A 17,622-nucleotide genomic window follows, 5' to 3' on the forward strand; every position below is an offset into this window, starting at 1 on the left:
TCATCAACGGCCTGCCTTCCAATTATTAGCCCTCACGCGGGTGAGGTCCCGACTACATACGGCTCCAACCGTCATGAATGCGCAACCAACGCATATATCAGTGTTAATGCTCCGGCCAGCACAAACACGGCCCCCACCGCTCTGATGAATCTTGGCCTCATGCGAACGTACGGAGCCATCCGAGGACTCATCCTCTTGTCCCACTTTTGTTGAAGCGAAGCCAACCGACGCGGCTGCCAAACTGCAATCAGACCTATCAAGGCGACCGCCAGGCCGGTCCAAACTAGATTCCCCATGTCACCCTCTCCGTGTCGCTGTGCTCAGGCCGTGCAGTTCATTTTCTTCCCTTGAAAAAGAAGAAGTAGGCCATGATGAGAATCAGAACGAAGAAGACCGCCGTCAGAACATTGACCCATGTTGTATCACCTAACCACTGCATGATTCTGTTCCTCGCCTCATGAGCCGGCTAGCCCAGTCTTGTGATGGCCGATATTCCATAGGTGCAGGGAGCACCAAGTGTGGCCGAGATCCCGAATGCTGAAGATGATGCCGATGTGCGGAAGAAAAGGGGGCCGATTGGACAGGTCAGAGCGAGGCTCGACGTACTTTCGGAAATATTGGTGTTTGAAACTGATGCCGATAAATTGGCACCAGCACCGCCGAATCCGAAGCCCGAAGTGAATCCGTAAACACCATTATCATCTTGGGACAGACCGAAATTTACGCAGAAAAACAAGCACACGCCAATTGTCTCATTCCCGGTCAGTCGTCCGCTCGGATCGGTATTGTTGACAGGGTTCGGGCCTGCGTAGAGGTACCGGTTTGCTTCCTGCCCGGAGGGGTCGGGTTGGGTGAAGCGGCCGTTGCCGGGGGCGTAGTAGCGTGCACCGAACTTCGTGAGTCCGGTGGGGTCGTCTTTGTAGCCGCCGGCGTACCGCCAGGGGTTGGCCGCGGCCTGTGTCCCGGTCTGGGTGGTGTTGCCCCAGGAGTCGTAGGTGTAGGTGGCTGCTTTGGTCTGGGTGCTGTCGGTGAGGGCGATGACGGAGCCGAGCGCGTCGGTGGTGTAGTAGAAGCTGGCCCCGGCACTGTTGCGCATGCTGATGAGCGTACCCGCCGGGTCGCGGATGAACGAGGTGCTTGCGCCGGCGGTCGTCTGCTGGGTGATGCCGAGGGAGCCGTTGAGGTAGCTGGTGGCTCCGGCCGCGGTGCGCTCGGTGTTGGAGGGTCCGGCGTAGGCGAAGCTGGTCGTCGATCCCGCGGTGTGTGAGGCCAGCTGGTCGAAGGTGTTCCAGGTGCTGGTGGGTGTGCCGCCCTTGGTTTGGTTGCCATTCGCGTCATAGGTGTAGGTCGAGGCTCCGACCGGTGGTGAGGCGCAGGCGGCGGCTGCGGCTCCGTTCCAGCACAGCTGGTCGGCGGCGTTGTAGGCCGAATGGACGGTCGTCCCACCGGTCTTGGCTGAGGTGAGGCGGTTGCCGTTGAGGTCATAGGTCCAGGATTCGGTCACGGTGCCGGTGACGGCGGACTTCAGCCGCTGCACGGCATCGTAGCCATACGTGGTGACTGCGCCTGTGTCGGTGGTCATGGTCTTCCGCAACGCCCCGTCCCTGAGCGTGGTCGCATTGGTCGTGTAGGTGTAGGCGCGCTTGGCCAGGACGGCTGCCGCGGTGTTCGTCGCCGTGATGGAGGTGATCCTGCCGGCCTTGTCGTAGACCGTGGTGTTCTTCACCCCGGTGGGGTACATGGTTGCGGTCCGGCGATTGTTGTCGTCGTTGGTGAAACCGGTGCAACCTGTGCTGTTCGGGAACACCGGGACGGCCGGGCAGGACCCGCCCGGTTCTGCCAGGGCGGTCACCCGGTCCGCGTCGTCGTAGCGGTATCCGACCGTCCCGGTCGGATCGGTGAAGCTGGTGAGGTTGGACGCGTGGTCATACGCCAGGGATGTGGTGACTCCCCCGGTGGTCTTCGAGGCCGGGCGGTTCTGCTGGTCGTAGACGACACTGGTGGTCCCGGACCCGTCGACCCGGGTGGTGAGGTTGCCGTTGGCGTCGTAGGTGTAGGTCACGCAGCTCGCCGGGACGCAGCTCGCGCCGAAGCGCATCTGCAGCAAACGGTCGTTTCCGTCGTAGGCGTAGGTGGCGGTCTGGCCCTTGCCGTCCTTGCTGGTCGCGACCCGTCCGGCGGCGTCGAACGTTTTCGTGATGACCCCCAGCGGTGCCGGGCGGGTGACCGTGACAGGATTCCGCGCGGCGTCGTAGGTGAGGGAGGTGGTGTTGCCCTTGCCGTCGATGGTCTTGCAGAGCTGGCCGCGGAGCGCCCCGCAGGTCGTGGCCGCCGCGTCGCCCTGGTATCTGGTGATGCGGGTGCCTCCGCCTGCCGCACCTCCCGGCGTGATGGTCTGGTACGGGCGCTTGGTGGCGGTGTCGTAGGTGTAGGCGGTGAGGTTTCCTTCGCTGTCCGTGGAGGAGACGGGCTGGAACTCCAGCCACGCCTCCCCGGCGGTGGCTGCCGGGTAGGTGTAGGCGATCTGCTTCGGTGTGCCTCCGGTCGCGCCGGCCGGGGAGGTGATGTTCGCCAGGGTGTTGTTCGGGTTGTACGCCGAGGTGCTCAGGTTGCCCAGATCATCGAGGTGGGTCAGCTGGTTGTCGTGCGCGTCGAAGGTCTTCGTGACCTTGTTCCCGAGCGGGTCGGTGACGGAGGTGATCTGGCGGGACGCGTTGAACTTGAACGTCGTCACGCGGTTGTCGGTGTCCGTCAGGGTCGCGGTGGTGGCGTCCACGGAGGACAGGGTGTGGATGGTGGGGTCATTGCCGGCGGCGTCGTAGATGATCTGGGCGGCCTTGCCGTTCACGTCGTAGCTCGTCTCGGTCCTGGCGCCCCGGCCGTCCGTCAGCCTGTGCAGCAGCCCGGAGGAGTAGTTGAAGCTGACGTGCGCGCCGGCGGCGTCGGTCAGGTCCTGCAGGCGCCCGTCGCTGTCGTAATCGATGGTGATCATCCGGTTCAGGGTCTGGTCGGTGATTTTGGAGGGCTGGCCGGTGTTGTCCGCGTCGTTGTATTCGAAGAGGACCGTCCGGCCGTTGACGGTGGTGATGGTCTCCAGCCGGCCGTCGGTGTCGTAGGCGTAGGCGATCCGGTCCGCGGTGTTGCTGTACTGGTCCCCGGCGAACGCGAGCCGGAACACCCCGTTGACCTTTTCGTAGAAGTTGGTGTTCCCCGAGCCGTTGAAGCGCAGCGTCACCGCCGTGGTGCTGAACGCGGTGATGGTCGCGTTCAGGCCGGCCGGCATGGTCCAGCCGCCCCCGGTCTTGGGCACGAACTTATACGTCCCGCCGTCGGCCGCCGTGTACGTGACGGAGTTGTCCGCGCCCACCGCCACCGCCGTCTCGGAAGTGCCCTCCGAGAGGGTGGGCCGGTCGTCGTTGATGCTGTTGTACCGAAGGGACAGGTCGATGTCCCGGTCCGTGCCTTCGAGATGAAGGAGCTTACCGGTGACCAGGATGTTGCCGGTGGTCGGGTTCCAGGCGAGGTTCATGCTGTCCGTCAGGCTGCGGTTGACCATTCCGGCCGGGGACAGGGAACCGGACAGGTGTCCGTTCGGTCCGGCCGCCGGCGGCAGGGTGTCATTGAGCGGGATGCTCTGCGCCACCGCCAGGTTCATCGGCGCCGAGACGGCCGGCGCAAGCGTCGTGGGCGCCACGCTCCGCGGCGGCACCACGGCGGGCGTTGAAGCGGTTCCTGCCGGGGCGCTCAGGCCCGTCAGAACAACCGCGGAAAGGACAAGACCTGACACAAGAGACCGTAAAGCAGCCATGCTGCGCCCCCAATATGATGTGCTCCCCAGCGAGCCGCTTCGCGCCCCCATGAGCACAGGATGATCATCAGTGATTGCCGCCGCACATTGCAATACATGTGGATGCATTTTCTCCAGACCATGGCGTAACCCTTGGGCGGCCCCGAGTTACCACTCCATGGTCGTGTGACATCCGCAACGATCCCCGCTGCCACCCGCCGAGTCTCGACGGGATAAATCCAGGAATCGGCAGGAATCCGCGCCTTTGAGCTGGACTGGAGGCATCTCTGTCGTCGAGTCGACACGTGATCCACGTTGCGGATGGCCTTGCTGGGTGCCCGCCCGGGCGTCCTGTGACAGCAGGATTACAGGCCCGTCAGAATCTTGACTCTTTTTGCAAACTCCGGACTTATCGGACGCGGCTGGCCAGTCGGAGCTTCAGCGAATCAGGAACCAGGGCCCGGGACGCGGGCGAGGAACTTGTACCGCTTGGACGGAATGGACACCGATTTGCCGGCCAGCGCGTCCGCGAGTCCTTCACGGACGACCTGATCGGCTGAAGCCACATCCAGTCCTTGACCCGCCGTCTCGCACAAACCAAGAAACAGCAAAACTAGCACCACAAGGTGGGCTCAAGTCAGGCTGCCAAAGTGGTACCAATTCAGATTGACATTCTCATCCGGGAGTATCCCACGGAGTTTGTGGTCCGCACGAGCACGGCTGTGCCCCTGGTGCCCCTGTTCCGCTGAGGTGAGCAGGGCGGCAGCGCCACTCAGCTAGCTGGCGCCCGCCTCTTTGACACTCGGGACAAGGGGAAGTTCCATGATGATTTCCGAGCTGGACCTGTCCAAGGGGTAAGGTTCACGCCGCCCCGTGTCCGTGAACCCATGCTGCACATAAAACGCCATGGCGCGGGCATTGTCTTCATGCACACCCAGCTCCAGCACTCCCGCCCCGAGCTCGTTTGCCGCCGCGCACACGGATTGCCGCAACATCTCGTCCGCCAAACCTGAGCCGCGCAATCCAGGGGCCACGTAGACGCTGACGAGCATGGCTTGCTTCGGCAGGTTCCCGTCCTGGGGCACCTTCACCACAACACGCATCAGGGCGAAAAATCCGTTGCCTGGTGGGCTGCAGTCTTCTTCGCGCCCGTCCGCCACCAGCGTGATGCTGCTCGGGCCAGCCATCATTTCCGCACGGTGCCGCCATTGCGCATCAGACTGTGCCCGGGCCGATTCGAGGGATTCAACATAGGCTTTGGGGGTATCAGCGATCATCTCGAGTCTGATGGCGCGCAGCGCCTCCCAGTCCGCCGCAGCGAGCCGACGTATGCCCGGCAGGACCTGCTCAGTCATCCGGGCCGCCCATAAACCGGACAAACCGTCCCAGCACTTCCGGCCAGCCGGCATCGTAATCCGCCCGGGTGGCTGCCGGATCCTCGGCCCCCTCCCAGCCGTTGTGCACCACGCGCACTTCAGTGCCGCCGTCGACCGACTTGAACGCCACCCGGAGCTCCGTGGACCAAAGCGCCGTGGTTCCCGGATGCCAGGTTGCATGGAAAGACAGCGGAGGCTGCCAGTCGTCGATGGTTCCCCAGATGGCTTTGCGGCCGTCATCGGCTGTTTCAAGGATGAAGTTCTCTTCGAACTCCACATAGGAGCCGGAACCGTAGACGCTCTTGGACTCCAGGGGCCACCACAGATGCGTGTGGTCTGTGAAACCGGTGAAGGCCTGCGCCACGGGGCCAGGAACAACCACCGCGAAGGTGAGCGGACCCTCACTGTTATCTGGGCCGGGCTGTTCCTGCGGCAGATCGGCTGCGTGGCTGAAGAGGTTATCCATGGGCACCAACTCTACCCGGCACGTGCTCCGAAGTTGTGTCAGGAAATGTTTACCTCACCGAGCCTGCCACTGAGCCCGTTGACGGCAGGAGGAGCCAGCTTCCCTCAGGCAGGCGCACCGCTGCGCCTCACATCATTCTGAGATAGCACTACCTTGGGACAAGCGCTACGTGCTCCGCCGCCCATGTAGCTGCCATCCGGTCATTTTCATGGCGCGTAGCGGCAGCGCGGGTAAGGACCCAAGCGTCGAGTCCGTCCGGAGAGCACAAGGCGCCTGGCGGCTGGGACCATACGCTCACTCAGAATGGGGGTGTTTGGCGACGGCAGTGGCGGCCCTCCAAAAATCAATGGGTCTGAGACAGCCGACGGAGTTGTGGGCCCATGCACCTGGCAGCCCTTTGTGGCCTGGGCGAACGGCCGGAATCAAACTGCCCCGGGTGCCGGCGTTCTGGGTTCGGGGATCCGGGTTGCTGGTGTTTGGGTCTGAAATGACCGTTAAAAGGCTCAGGCCCCGACGTTCGTTGTCGGGGCCTGAGCTGTAATTAGTGTCCGGCGGTGACCTACTCTCCCACACCCTCCCGGGTGCAGTACCATCGGCGCTGTGGGTCTTAGCTTCCGGGTTCGGAATGGGACCGGGCGTTTCCCCCACGCTATGACCGCCGTAACCCTTGCTCCCGTCCCGCACACCGGGGTGTGGGGTGGGAAATCTGGTGTTACAACTGTGGTGTTGTTATTCAGTTGTGGTGTTCCCTGCAACAAGCCGGTAAGGGTTTGTTGTTTGGGAACCACATAGTGGACGCAAGCAGTCTTGTTTCTTTGTACCACCCTTGGTGTGAACGTCTTTTGAAGGATCCGTTCACGGGTGGTGTGTGGTGTAAGTTATCGGCCTATTAGTACCGGTCAGCTTCACGAGTCGTTAGTCCTCGCTTCCACATCCGGCCTATCAACCCAGTGGTCTGGCTGGGGGCCTCTCACACCCGAGGGTGTATGGAAATCTCATCTCGAAGCGAGCTTCCCGCTTAGATGCTTTCAGCGGTTATCCCATCCGAACGTAGCTAATCAGCGGTGCACTTGGCAGTACAACTGACACACCAGAGGTTCGTCCGTCCCGGTCCTCTCGTACTAAGGACAGCCCTTCTCAAATTTCCTGCGCGCGCAGCGGATAGGGACCGAACTGTCTCACGACGTTCTAAACCCAGCTCGCGTACCGCTTTAATGGGCGAACAGCCCAACCCTTGGGACCTACTCCAGCCCCAGGATGCGACGAGCCGACATCGAGGTGCCAAACCATGCCGTCGATATGGACTCTTGGGCAAGATCAGCCTGTTATCCCCGAGGTACCTTTTATCCGTTGAGCGACGGCCATTCCACAATGTACCGCCGGATCACTAGTCCCGACTTTCGTCCCTGCTTGAGATGTCTCTCTCACAGTCAAGCTCCCTTGTGCACTTACACTCGACACCTGATTGCCAACCAGGCTGAGGGAACCTTTGGGCGCCTCCGTTACTTTTTAGGAGGCAACCGCCCCAGTTAAACTACCCATCAGGCACTGTCCCTGACCCGGATTACGGGCCGAAGTTAGATGTCCAAAGTGACCAGAGTGGTATTTCAACGATGACTCCACCCGAACTGGCGTCCGGGTTTCAACGTCTCCCACCTATCCTACACAAGCCACTCCGAACACCAATACCAAACTATAGTAAAGGTCTCGGGGTCTTTCCGTCCTGCTGCGCGTAACGAGCATCTTTACTCGTACTGCAATTTCGCCGAGTTTATGGTTGAGACAGCGGGGAAGTCGTTACTCCATTCGTGCAGGTCGGAACTTACCCGACAAGGAATTTCGCTACCTTAGGATGGTTATAGTTACCACCGCCGTTTACTGGGGCTTGAATTCTCAGCTTCGCCTTGCGGCTAACCGGTCCTCTTAACCTTCCAGCACCGGGCAGGAGTCAGTCCGTATACATCGTCTTGCGACTTCGCACGGACCTGTGTTTTTAGTAAACAGTCGCTTCCCCCTGGTCTCTGCGGCCCCTGCACGCTCCCCACAGCAAGTGTGGTTCACGATGGGGGCCCCCCTTCTCCCGAAGTTACGGGGGCATTTTGCCGAGTTCCTTAACCATAATTCTCTCGATCGCCTTAGTATTCTCTACCTGATCACCTGTGTCGGTTTGGGGTACGGGCGGCTAAAACCTCGCGTCGATGCTTTTCTAGGCAGCATAGGATCACTGAATCCCCCCTCACGGGAGTCCCATCGGGTCTCAGGCATCATGAACAGCGGATTTGCCTACCGTTCGCCCTACATCCTTGGACCGGGACTACCATCGCCCGGCTCAGCTACCTTCCTGCGTCACACCTGTTAATACGCTTACCTCCCAGGATCAGGTCCCGCGCTCCACCAAAACCCGCACACCCCGAAGGGCGATTGGGCAGGTCTCGGGCAGTTAGTATCCCCTGTTCAGCATGGACGGTTTTTCGCCGGTACGGGAATATCAACCCGTTGTCCATCGACTACGCCTGTCGGCCTCGCCTTAGGTCCCGACTTACCCAGGGCAGATTAGCTTGACCCTGGAACCCTTGATCATTCGGCGGACGGGTTTCTCACCCGTCTTTCGCTACTCATGCCTGCATTCTCACTCGTGTAGGCTCCACCGCTGGTTTACACCGCGACTTCACTGCCCACACGACGCTCCCCTACCACTCCAGACGCCTGAACCAGAAGAACAAGTCTCCGGCTTAGCTAATATCTGAAATCCACAACTTCGGCGGTGTACTTGAGCCCCGCTACATTGTCGGCGCGGAATCACTTGACCAGTGAGCTATTACGCACTCTTTTAAGGATGGCTGCTTCTAAGCCAACCTCCTGGTTGTCTTCGCAACTCCACATCCTTTCCCACTTAGCACACGCTTAGGGGCCTTAGTTGGTGGTCTGGGCTGTTTCCCTCTCGACTATGAAGCTTATCCCCCACAGTCTCACTGCTGCGCTCTCACTTACCGGCATTCGGAGTTTGGCTGACGTCAGTAACCTTGTAGGGCCCATTAGCCATCCAGTAGCTCTACCTCCGGTAAGAAACACGCAACGCTGCACCTAAATGCATTTCGGGGAGAACCAGCTATCACGAAGTTTGATTGGCCTTTCACCCCTACCCACAGCTCATCCCCTCCATTTTCAACTGAAGTGGGTTCGGTCCTCCACGACGTCTTACCGTCGCTTCAACCTGGCCATGGGTAGATCACTTCGCTTCGGGTCTAGATCACGCCACTGCAACGCCCTGTTCAGACTCGCTTTCGCTACGGCTTCCCCACACGGGTTAACCTCGCGACGTAACACTAACTCGCAGGCTCATTCTTCAAAAGGCACGCCGTCACCAGAATCAGACTGGCTCCGACGGATTGTAAGCACACGGTTTCAGGTACTGTTTCACTCCCCTCCCGGGGTACTTTTCACCTTTCCCTCACGGTACTGGTCCGCTATCGGTCATTAGGGAGTATTTAGGCTTATCAGGTGGTCCTGACAGATTCGCACGGGATTTCTCGGGCCCCGTGCTACTTGGGATACTTCCCAGGCGGTACACAACATTTCGGTTACGGGGCTCACACCCTCTCTGGCCGGCCTTTCAAGACCGTTCACCTATGCCTGTACTACTCACCTCACTGTCCCGGCAGAGACAGAACGGAAAGTCCCACAACCCCGACCATGCAACGCCCGCCGGCTATCACACATGGAACGGTTTAGCCTGATCCGCGTTCGCTCGCCACTACTGACGGAATCACTGTTGTTTTCTCTTCCTGCGGGTACTGAGATGTTTCACTTCCCCGCGTTCCCCCCACGCACCCTATGTGTTCAGATGCGGGTCACCAGATCACTCGCGCGCCTGGCGGGGTTTCCCCATTCGGACACCCTGGGATCACAGTCCGGTTATCGACTCCCCCAGGCTTATCGCAGATTCCTACGTCCTTCTTCGGCTCCTAATGCCAAGGCATCCACCGTGTGCTCTTAAAAACTTGACCACAAAAGATCAAAAAAACTAATTCACGAGAGAACCACAGAAACCACCCACACACACCATCCCGAAAGACAGCACACGCACGGACAGATCCAGGTTCATATTCTTGGAAATTGCTTCTTATAAAAGATGCTCGCGTCCACTATGTAGTTCTCAAACAACAACCCCAAACCACACACCCCACACACAACCCCCGAAGGAGAACCACGTGCGTGATCGATGCAGCCAGGAAACCAGAAACAAACAAAACCCGCGGACACGGCAAAAGCCATGAACCCGCGGCCCTGTTGCCTCAGGACCCAACAGTGTGCCAAACACTAAACCACCCACTCACCCCCGCACCGTTCCAGGCACCCTCCCGAAGGAAAACACCGTACTAAGCACCGGAGAAAACCGGCAGCCGCTATTCGCTGATATTCCACCCATGAGCACCCGCCGCGGAACAATCGTCCGCGAAACGGGCTGTACTCCTGACAACCCCCGCCCCCCGCATACACGGAAAACAGGACATTGTAGGTGCTCCTTAGAAAGGAGGTGATCCAGCCGCACCTTCCGGTACGGCTACCTTGTTACGACTTAGTCCCAATCGCCAGTCCCACCTTCGACAGCTCCCTCCCACAAGGGGTTAGGCCACCGGCTTCGGGTGTTACCAACTTTCGTGACTTGACGGGCGGTGTGTACAAGGCCCGGGAACGTATTCACCGCAGCGTTGCTGATCTGCGATTACTAGCGACTCCGACTTCATGGGGTCGAGTTGCAGACCCCAATCCGAACTGAGACCGGCTTTTTGGGATTAGCTCCACCTCACAGTATCGCAACCCTTTGTACCGGCCATTGTAGCATGCGTGAAGCCCAAGACATAAGGGGCATGATGATTTGACGTCGTCCCCACCTTCCTCCGAGTTGACCCCGGCAGTCTCCTATGAGTCCCCGCCATAACGCGCTGGCAACATAGAACGAGGGTTGCGCTCGTTGCGGGACTTAACCCAACATCTCACGACACGAGCTGACGACAACCATGCACCACCTGTGAACCGGCCTCAAAGAGGGGAGCACATCTCTGCGCTTTTCCAGTCCATGTCAAGCCTTGGTAAGGTTCTTCGCGTTGCATCGAATTAATCCGCATGCTCCGCCGCTTGTGCGGGCCCCCGTCAATTCCTTTGAGTTTTAGCCTTGCGGCCGTACTCCCCAGGCGGGGCACTTAATGCGTTAGCTACGGCGCGGAAAACGTGGAATGTCCCCCACACCTAGTGCCCAACGTTTACGGCATGGACTACCAGGGTATCTAATCCTGTTCGCTCCCCATGCTTTCGCTCCTCAGCGTCAGTTAATGCCCAGAGACCTGCCTTCGCCATCGGTGTTCCTCCTGATATCTGCGCATTTCACCGCTACACCAGGAATTCCAGTCTCCCCTACATCACTCTAGTCTGCCCGTACCCACCGCAGATCCGGAGTTGAGCCCCGGACTTTCACGGCAGACGCGACAAACCGCCTACGAGCTCTTTACGCCCAATAATTCCGGATAACGCTTGCGCCCTACGTATTACCGCGGCTGCTGGCACGTAGTTAGCCGGCGCTTCTTCTGCAGGTACCGTCACTTTCGCTTCTTCCCTACTGAAAGAGGTTTACAACCCGAAGGCCGTCATCCCTCACGCGGCGTCGCTGCATCAGGCTTGCGCCCATTGTGCAATATTCCCCACTGCTGCCTCCCGTAGGAGTCTGGGCCGTGTCTCAGTCCCAGTGTGGCCGGTCACCCTCTCAGGCCGGCTACCCGTCGTCGCCTTGGTGAGCCATTACCTCACCAACAAGCTGATAGGCCGCGAGTCCATCCAAAACCACAATAAAGCTTTCCACCCCCCGCCATGCGGCAAGGAGTCATATCCGGTATTAGACCCGGTTTCCCAGGCTTATCCCAGAGTTAAGGGCAGGTTACTCACGTGTTACTCACCCGTTCGCCACTAAAACCCCCAGCAAGCTGGGGATCATCGTTCGACTTGCATGTGTTAAGCACGCCGCCAGCGTTCATCCTGAGCCAGGATCAAACTCTCCGTTGAAGTAAAACAAAAACAGACACAACCAACACCCCCGGGAAAACGGGACGTGAAGGCCGCACAAAATTTGAAACCAGCTGTAAAAACCAGACCCCAACCACGGGGTGGCAGGATCCGGCAAATTCAACCAATTCATATAAAATAAACCGGTATCAACAAACTTGGCACACTATTGAGTTCTCAAACAACAGACACACCCGGCACCACCCAAACCCTAACGGTCCAGGATCGCTCCGGAGCAACTTTTCAAGCTTACCCGCTCGCTTCACCCTAGTCAAATCGGCGTTCCTGACTCAATTTTGCCTGTGGCATCTGTGTCATTTTCACCGACCAACTCCGGGGAGCAGCGCGGAAATAAACTCTACCACCACTTTGCCGGAAGGCCAACACGGCCTTTGGAGAGCGCCAAAAAGCCCGGAATCACGGGGATTCCGGGCTCCCGGTTCACAGCTCCAGCCTGAGTGAACTAACTCGCTGGCTTGAAGTATGCGGCGCCAAGCGGAGGCAGCGTGACGCTCAGGGTCGACGGCTGGCCATCCTGCCCTTCTGCAACCGCCACCAACGGACCGTGGTTGACCACTCCCGAACCTCCATAGGCCGATGCATCCGTGTTCAGCACTTCGGTCCACTCCCCCGCGGCCGGCACTCCGATTGCATAGCCGTGGTGCGGGCCGCCTGAGAAGTTCACAGCGCACACCAGCGGATTGCCCTCGGTATCCCAGCGGATGAACGTCAGGACGTTGTGGTCGGCGTCGCCTCCATTGATCCATTGGAAGCCACCGGGCTCGTTGTCACGTGAGTACATTGCCGGGGTGGAGCTGTAGAGCTCATTCAGGTCCTTGGTCAGCAGCTGCACACCACGGTGTGCAGGAATATCCGCCAGCCACCAGTCCAGGCCGTGCTGCTCCGACCACTCGGCTTCCTGGCCGAATTCCGTGCCCATAAAGATCAGCTGCTTGCCCGGATGCGCCCACTGGTACGCGAGGAAGGCACGGAGGTTTGCCAGTTGCTGCCAGCGGTCTCCGGGCATCTTGCGAAGCATGGAGCACTTGCCGTGCACAACTTCGTCATGGCTGATGGGCAGGAGGAAGTTCTCCGTGAAGGCGTAGATCAGCGAGAACGTGACGGTCCCATGGTGCCATTTGCGGTTGACCGGATCCTCTGAGGCGTACTTGAGGGAATCGTGCATCCAGCCCATGTTCCACTTGATGCCGAATCCCAGGCCACCTTGACTGGTGGGTGCGGTAACGCCGGGGAAAGCCGTGGATTCCTCAGCGATGGTGACAACGCCAGGATGCGTTTTGTAGACGGTGGCATTGACTTCCTGCAGGAACGAGATTGCTTCAAGGTTTTCGCGCCCGCCGAAGCGGTTGGGCTGCCACTGGCCCTCTTCGCGCGAGTAGTCCAGGTAGAGCATGGAGGCCACGGCATCCACGCGAAGCCCGTCAATATGGAATTCATCAAGCCAGTACAGGGCGTTCGCCACCAGGAAGTTGCGCACCTCGGACCGGCCGTAGTCAAAGATGAGTGTTCCCCAGTCCGGGTGCTCGCCCAGGTTCGGATCCGAGTGCTCATAGAGGGCTTCGCCGTCGAACTGCGCGAGAGCCCAGGCGTCCTTCGGGAAGTGCGCGGGTACCCAGTCCAGCAGGACGCCGATGCCTGCCTGATGCAGTGCGTCAACGAGGTACCGGAACTCATCCGGGTGGCCAAATCGTGAAGTCGGGGCGAAGTAGGACGTGACCTGGTAGCCCCAGGAACCGCCAAAGGGGTGCTCCGCCACCGGCATGAACTCAACATGGGTGAAGCCGAGCCACTGCACGTACTCAACCAGTTCTTTGGCGAGCTCGCGGTAGCCGAGGCCCACGCGCCATGATCCCAGATGGACCTCGTATGTGCTCATGGGGGAGTTATGCGGATCGCGCGCCGCACGGGCGGCCATCCACTTTGAGTCCTTGAACCGGTAGTGCGACTCAACAACCCTTGAGGCCGTCAGCGGCGGAACCTCGGTTCCGTAGGCCATCGGATCGGCCTTCTCGACCCAGTAACCGCTCTTGGTTTTGATTTCGAATTTATAGCACGCCCCTGCTAAAACGCCGGGGATGAACACTTCCCATACTCCGGAAGACCCGAGGGAACGCAGGGAGTTTTCCCTGCCGTCCCAGGCGTTGAAATCGCCTTTGACGCGCACGGCCTGGGCATTGGGCGCCCAAACTGCGAAGGAAACACCGTCCACGTCTCCCAGCGCGGACTTGTAATGCTGGACGTGTGCACCCAGGACGCTCCATAGTTTCTCGTGGCGGCCTTCGCCGATCAGGTGCAGATCCACCTCTCCCACCGTCGGCAGGTAGCGGTACGGGTCATCCACCGTCTGCGGTGCGATGTCCTGGTAAGCCACCTCCAGCCGGTAGTCCGGCACGTGCCCCGGCTCCAGCGGATCAAGCACGGCTGACCAGATGCCGTCGGTCTCGTGTTCCATGGGCACGGACCCGGCGGCGGTCACAACGGACACCGACGCCGCAAGGTGCCTGACGGTGCGGACGGTGACGTGGCCGTGGTCGTCCAGGTGCGCGCCCAGAACTGAATGAGGCGCGTGATGCTCGCCGGCCGAGATCCTGGCCAGGGTGTCTGCGTCGACATGAATCGGCACACGGGGCCGTTCGGTACGTGCTGGGCCTGTCATTTTGTTACCTTCCGCTGCGGCTCCGGCCGGTTCGCCGGAGCCTTTACTGCTGAGGAGCCGTCTGGACGCATTCACCGGGATGGCCAGCCACTCCGGTCTGTTCCGCAATTCATACACCACTTCGTACAGGGCCTTATCCAGCCACAATGCCACAAAGAGGGGCGAGCCACGGTCAATGGTTCGGGGTGTGACCCCCGTATAGCCGGCAAGGAATGCCTCGGCGCATTCGTCCACCCACGACGCCGGGACGCTGACCGCCTTCTGCTCGCGTTCCGCGGCACCTGCCGCGTAGTCGAAAGAGCGCAGCATACCCACCACATCGCGAAGGGGGTCATCGGGAAAATTGCGCTCAGCGATGGGGCGAAGAGGCTCGCCTTCGAAGTCCAGGATGGCCCAACGGGCAGGTTCTCCCGGGCCGCCGGGAACCTGCAGAATCTGCCCGAGATGGAGATCGCCATGGATCCTCTGAAGGGCACCTGCGTGGCTGCCTTCCAGCTCCTTCAGCAGCTCGCCCAGCGCCTGGTCATACGGTCCGACGGCGGCGCATGCCTCTGCCCAGGACTGACGGACACGCTGGGCCACCCCGGGGGCAATGTCCCGTCCCGGGACGGATTCCTCGGACAGCCCCAACGTCTCAGCAAGCCTGCGGTGTACGGTGGCTGTGGCTGCACCGAGGGCCCTGGCTTCAGCCGTGAAGTCCGCTCCCGTCCGTGCTGCATCGACGGCCAGCCGCCACGCATCGCGGCCGCCGGCGAGGAACTCATGGGCAACAGCGAGCTCGCCATGCACTTGGCGGGAACCGCTCGGTGCATCCGCGCAGGATTCCCAATCTCCCCGGACCCAGCCCAAGGTCGCCGGCACTTCGGCGGTGCCGGCGGCGGTGAGGGCCTCACCAACTTCAACCTCCGGGTTCCGGCCCTCGGACAATACCCGGAAGAATTTTACGATCGCCGCGGAACCGCCGTCGTCAACAATCACCGAACTGTTGGATTGCTCACCGGAGAGGACCCGGACAGTACCGGAGGCCGTCGGAAGACGATAGCCCGATGGGGCCAGGTGGCCGGTGGCGGTTCCGGCCGCCGGGAGGCCTTCATGGCGCATCAGCTCCAGCCATTCGGAAATGAACACGGGATCGTGCACGGCGTCGTAGATCCAGCGATGGCCGAACTCCGAGTGGTCGCCTTCCCCGATAAGCGCCCGCCCCATGCCTGCGAGCGGTTCGCGGCGGTAGCTCAGCGGAACCTGAACAACGTCGGTGCGGCTGCCGCCGTCGGCCACCGCGGATGTCACGGACACAAGGAATACTTCAAGCCCCACCTGTCCGGCCGGATCCTCCAGGCGCACGCCGCCGACGCGCGCCAGCGTGAAGTCCGCCGATTTCACCGGGAACCAGCGCTGGCGTGGCAGCCACGCACTCAACAGTTCTCCGAGGCTGGGAGTCAGGGCCGGTCCGGTCATATCAGGCTTCGATGGGCAGGACCGGGAGGGCCTGCGTGTACGGGGAGGCCGGGTTGGATGTGGAGGAGCGGACCCGCAGCCAGAAGAAATCGTGGCTGCCAAGTGTCAGCGTCAGCGTCCCGTCGGCCCCGATTCCGGGGAACGGCTGTCCGCCGAAGACATCCCTCAGCCCGCGCCCGGCGTATTGCGGGATGCGGAGCGTCGTGGCCACCGGATGCTGGGACAGGTTAAATGTGCACAGGATTGCTTCACCGTCCACGCTTTCCGCGTTGTCATCCGGCAGCTCGCGCAGGTATGCCAGCACAACGTCGTGGTCCGCTTCAACGTGTGTGAAGCTGCCCAGGCCGAAGGCGGGATGGTTCCGCCGGACGCTCAGGATCTGGCGGGTCCACCGCAGCAGCGAACCGGAGTGCGCAGCCTCGGCCTCCACATTCGCCATGCTGTAGTTGTAGACCAGTGACTGGATGACCGGCAGGTACAGTTTGCCCGGATCCGCGTTGGAGAAGCCGGCATTGCGGTCCGGACTCCACTGCATGGGGGTGCGGACTGCATCGCGGTCCTCGAGCCAGATGTTGTCACCCATGCCGATCTCGTCCCCGTAGTACAGGAACGGGCTGCCCGGAAGCGAGAGCAGCAAAGCGTTGATCAGCTCGATTTCGGACCGGGAATTGTCCAGTAGCGGCGCCAGCCGGCGCCTGATGCCGATGTTGGCCCGCATCCGGGGATCCGGGGCGTACCAGCCAAGCATCGCCGCACGTTCATCCGGCGTGACCATTTCCAGCGTGAGTTCGTCGTGATTACGCAGGAACGTTCCCCACTGGGCACCCGCCGGAATGGCAGGCGTGTCATGCATGGTCTCGATGATGGGCGCGGCTTTCTGGTCCCGCAGGGCGTAGTAGAGCCGCGGCATGATGGGAAAGTGGAAAGCCATGTGGCATTCGGGCTCTTCCTCGGTCCCGAAATACTCCACCACTTCGTTGGGCGGCTGGTTCGCTTCGGCGATGATGACCCTGCCAGGGTAACTTTCATCAACCATGGCCCGCAGTCTGCGAAGGAAAGCGTGGGTTGCCGGAAGGTTTTCGCAGTTGGTGCCCTCCTCCTCGAACAGGTACGGGATGGCATCAGCCCGGAAGCCGTCGATCCCCTGGTCCAGCCAGAACCTGACGACGTCGAAGAGAGCGTCGATTACCTTGGGGTTCTCAAAGTTGAGATCCGGCTGGTGCCCGAAGAACCGGTGCCAGAAGAACTGGCGGCGGATGGGGTCAAAAGTCCAGTTGGATTCCTCAGTATCCACAAAGATGATGCGGGCTTCCTGGTACTTCTCGTCCGTATCGCTCCACACGTAGAAGTCGCCGAACGGCCCTTCCGGGTCCTTGCGGGATTCCTGGAACCAGGGGTGTTGGTCCGAGGTGTGGTTCAGCGGAAGGTCGATGATCACCCTCACGCCGCGGGCGTGCGCCTCCGCCACCAGCCGCTTGAAATCGCTGATGGTACCGAACTCGTCCAGCACGGAGTTGTAATCCGAGATGTCATAGCCGCCGTCACGGAGCGGGGACTGGAAGAACGGCGGCAGCCACAGGCAGTCCACGCCCAGCCACTGCAGGTAGTCGAGTTTCTCGATGAGGCCGTGGAAATCACCGGAACCGTCCCCGTTGGCGTCCGCGAAACCCCTGACCAGCACCTCGTAGAACACGGCCTTCCGATACCACAGGGGATCATGCTGGAGGCCGGGAGCGTTCAGTTCAAACGTGCTCTTCGGTGTAAAATGCTGGCCGATATTCTGCGGACTGAAACTCACTGA

General features: G+C 60.7%; 5 protein-coding genes and 3 rRNA genes. All 8 read right to left on the minus strand.

All coding sequences use genetic code 11. From position 1 onward, the window contains the following. Positions 1 to 466: 466 nt before the first annotated feature. Entirely contained in the window at positions 467 to 3,787 is a 3,321-nt protein-coding gene (locus V3C33_03585; protein XAS68415.1) for an RHS repeat-associated core domain-containing protein, read from the minus strand. A 776-nt stretch (positions 3,788 to 4,563) separates the two neighbouring features. After that, the gene (locus V3C33_03590; GenBank protein ID XAS68416.1) at positions 4,564 to 5,142 is read right to left on the minus strand and encodes an N-acetyltransferase; all 579 of its coding nucleotides are present in this window, start codon (positions 5,140 to 5,142) and stop codon (positions 4,564 to 4,566) included. Continuing rightward, a complete protein-coding gene (locus V3C33_03595) occupies positions 5,135 to 5,629 on the minus strand; it encodes an SRPBCC domain-containing protein (protein XAS68417.1) in 495 nt (164 codons plus the stop codon). The genes V3C33_03590 and V3C33_03595 overlap by 8 nt, the downstream gene beginning before the upstream one ends. A 546-nt stretch (positions 5,630 to 6,175) precedes the next feature. Beyond that, positions 6,176 to 6,292: ribosomal RNA gene (rrf, locus tag V3C33_03600) — 5S ribosomal RNA — on the minus strand. Positions 6,293 to 6,497: 205 nt separating this feature from the next. After that, a 23S ribosomal RNA gene (locus tag V3C33_03605) occupies positions 6,498 to 9,636 on the minus strand. A 523-nt stretch (positions 9,637 to 10,159) separates the two neighbouring features. Then, positions 10,160 to 11,686, minus strand: a 16S ribosomal RNA gene (locus V3C33_03610). The 16S, 23S and 5S rRNA genes sit together here, the layout of an rRNA operon. 463 nt (positions 11,687 to 12,149) lie before the next feature. Further along, positions 12,150 to 15,821 carry a 1,4-alpha-glucan branching enzyme gene (locus V3C33_03615; protein XAS68418.1) on the minus strand — a complete coding sequence of 1,224 codons (3,672 nt, stop codon included), beginning with the start codon at positions 15,819 to 15,821 and terminating at the stop codon, positions 12,150 to 12,152. A gap of 1 nt (position 15,822) precedes the next feature. Then, on the minus strand, positions 15,823 to 17,619 hold the full coding sequence (gene treS / locus V3C33_03620; GenBank protein ID XAS68419.1) for a maltose alpha-D-glucosyltransferase: 1,797 nt from the start codon (positions 17,617 to 17,619) through the stop codon (positions 15,823 to 15,825). Between the last annotated feature and the right edge of the window lie 3 nt (positions 17,620 to 17,622).

This window comes from Micrococcaceae bacterium Sec5.7 (assembly GCA_039636785.1).
GTDB lineage: Bacteria > Actinomycetota > Actinomycetes > Actinomycetales > Micrococcaceae > Arthrobacter.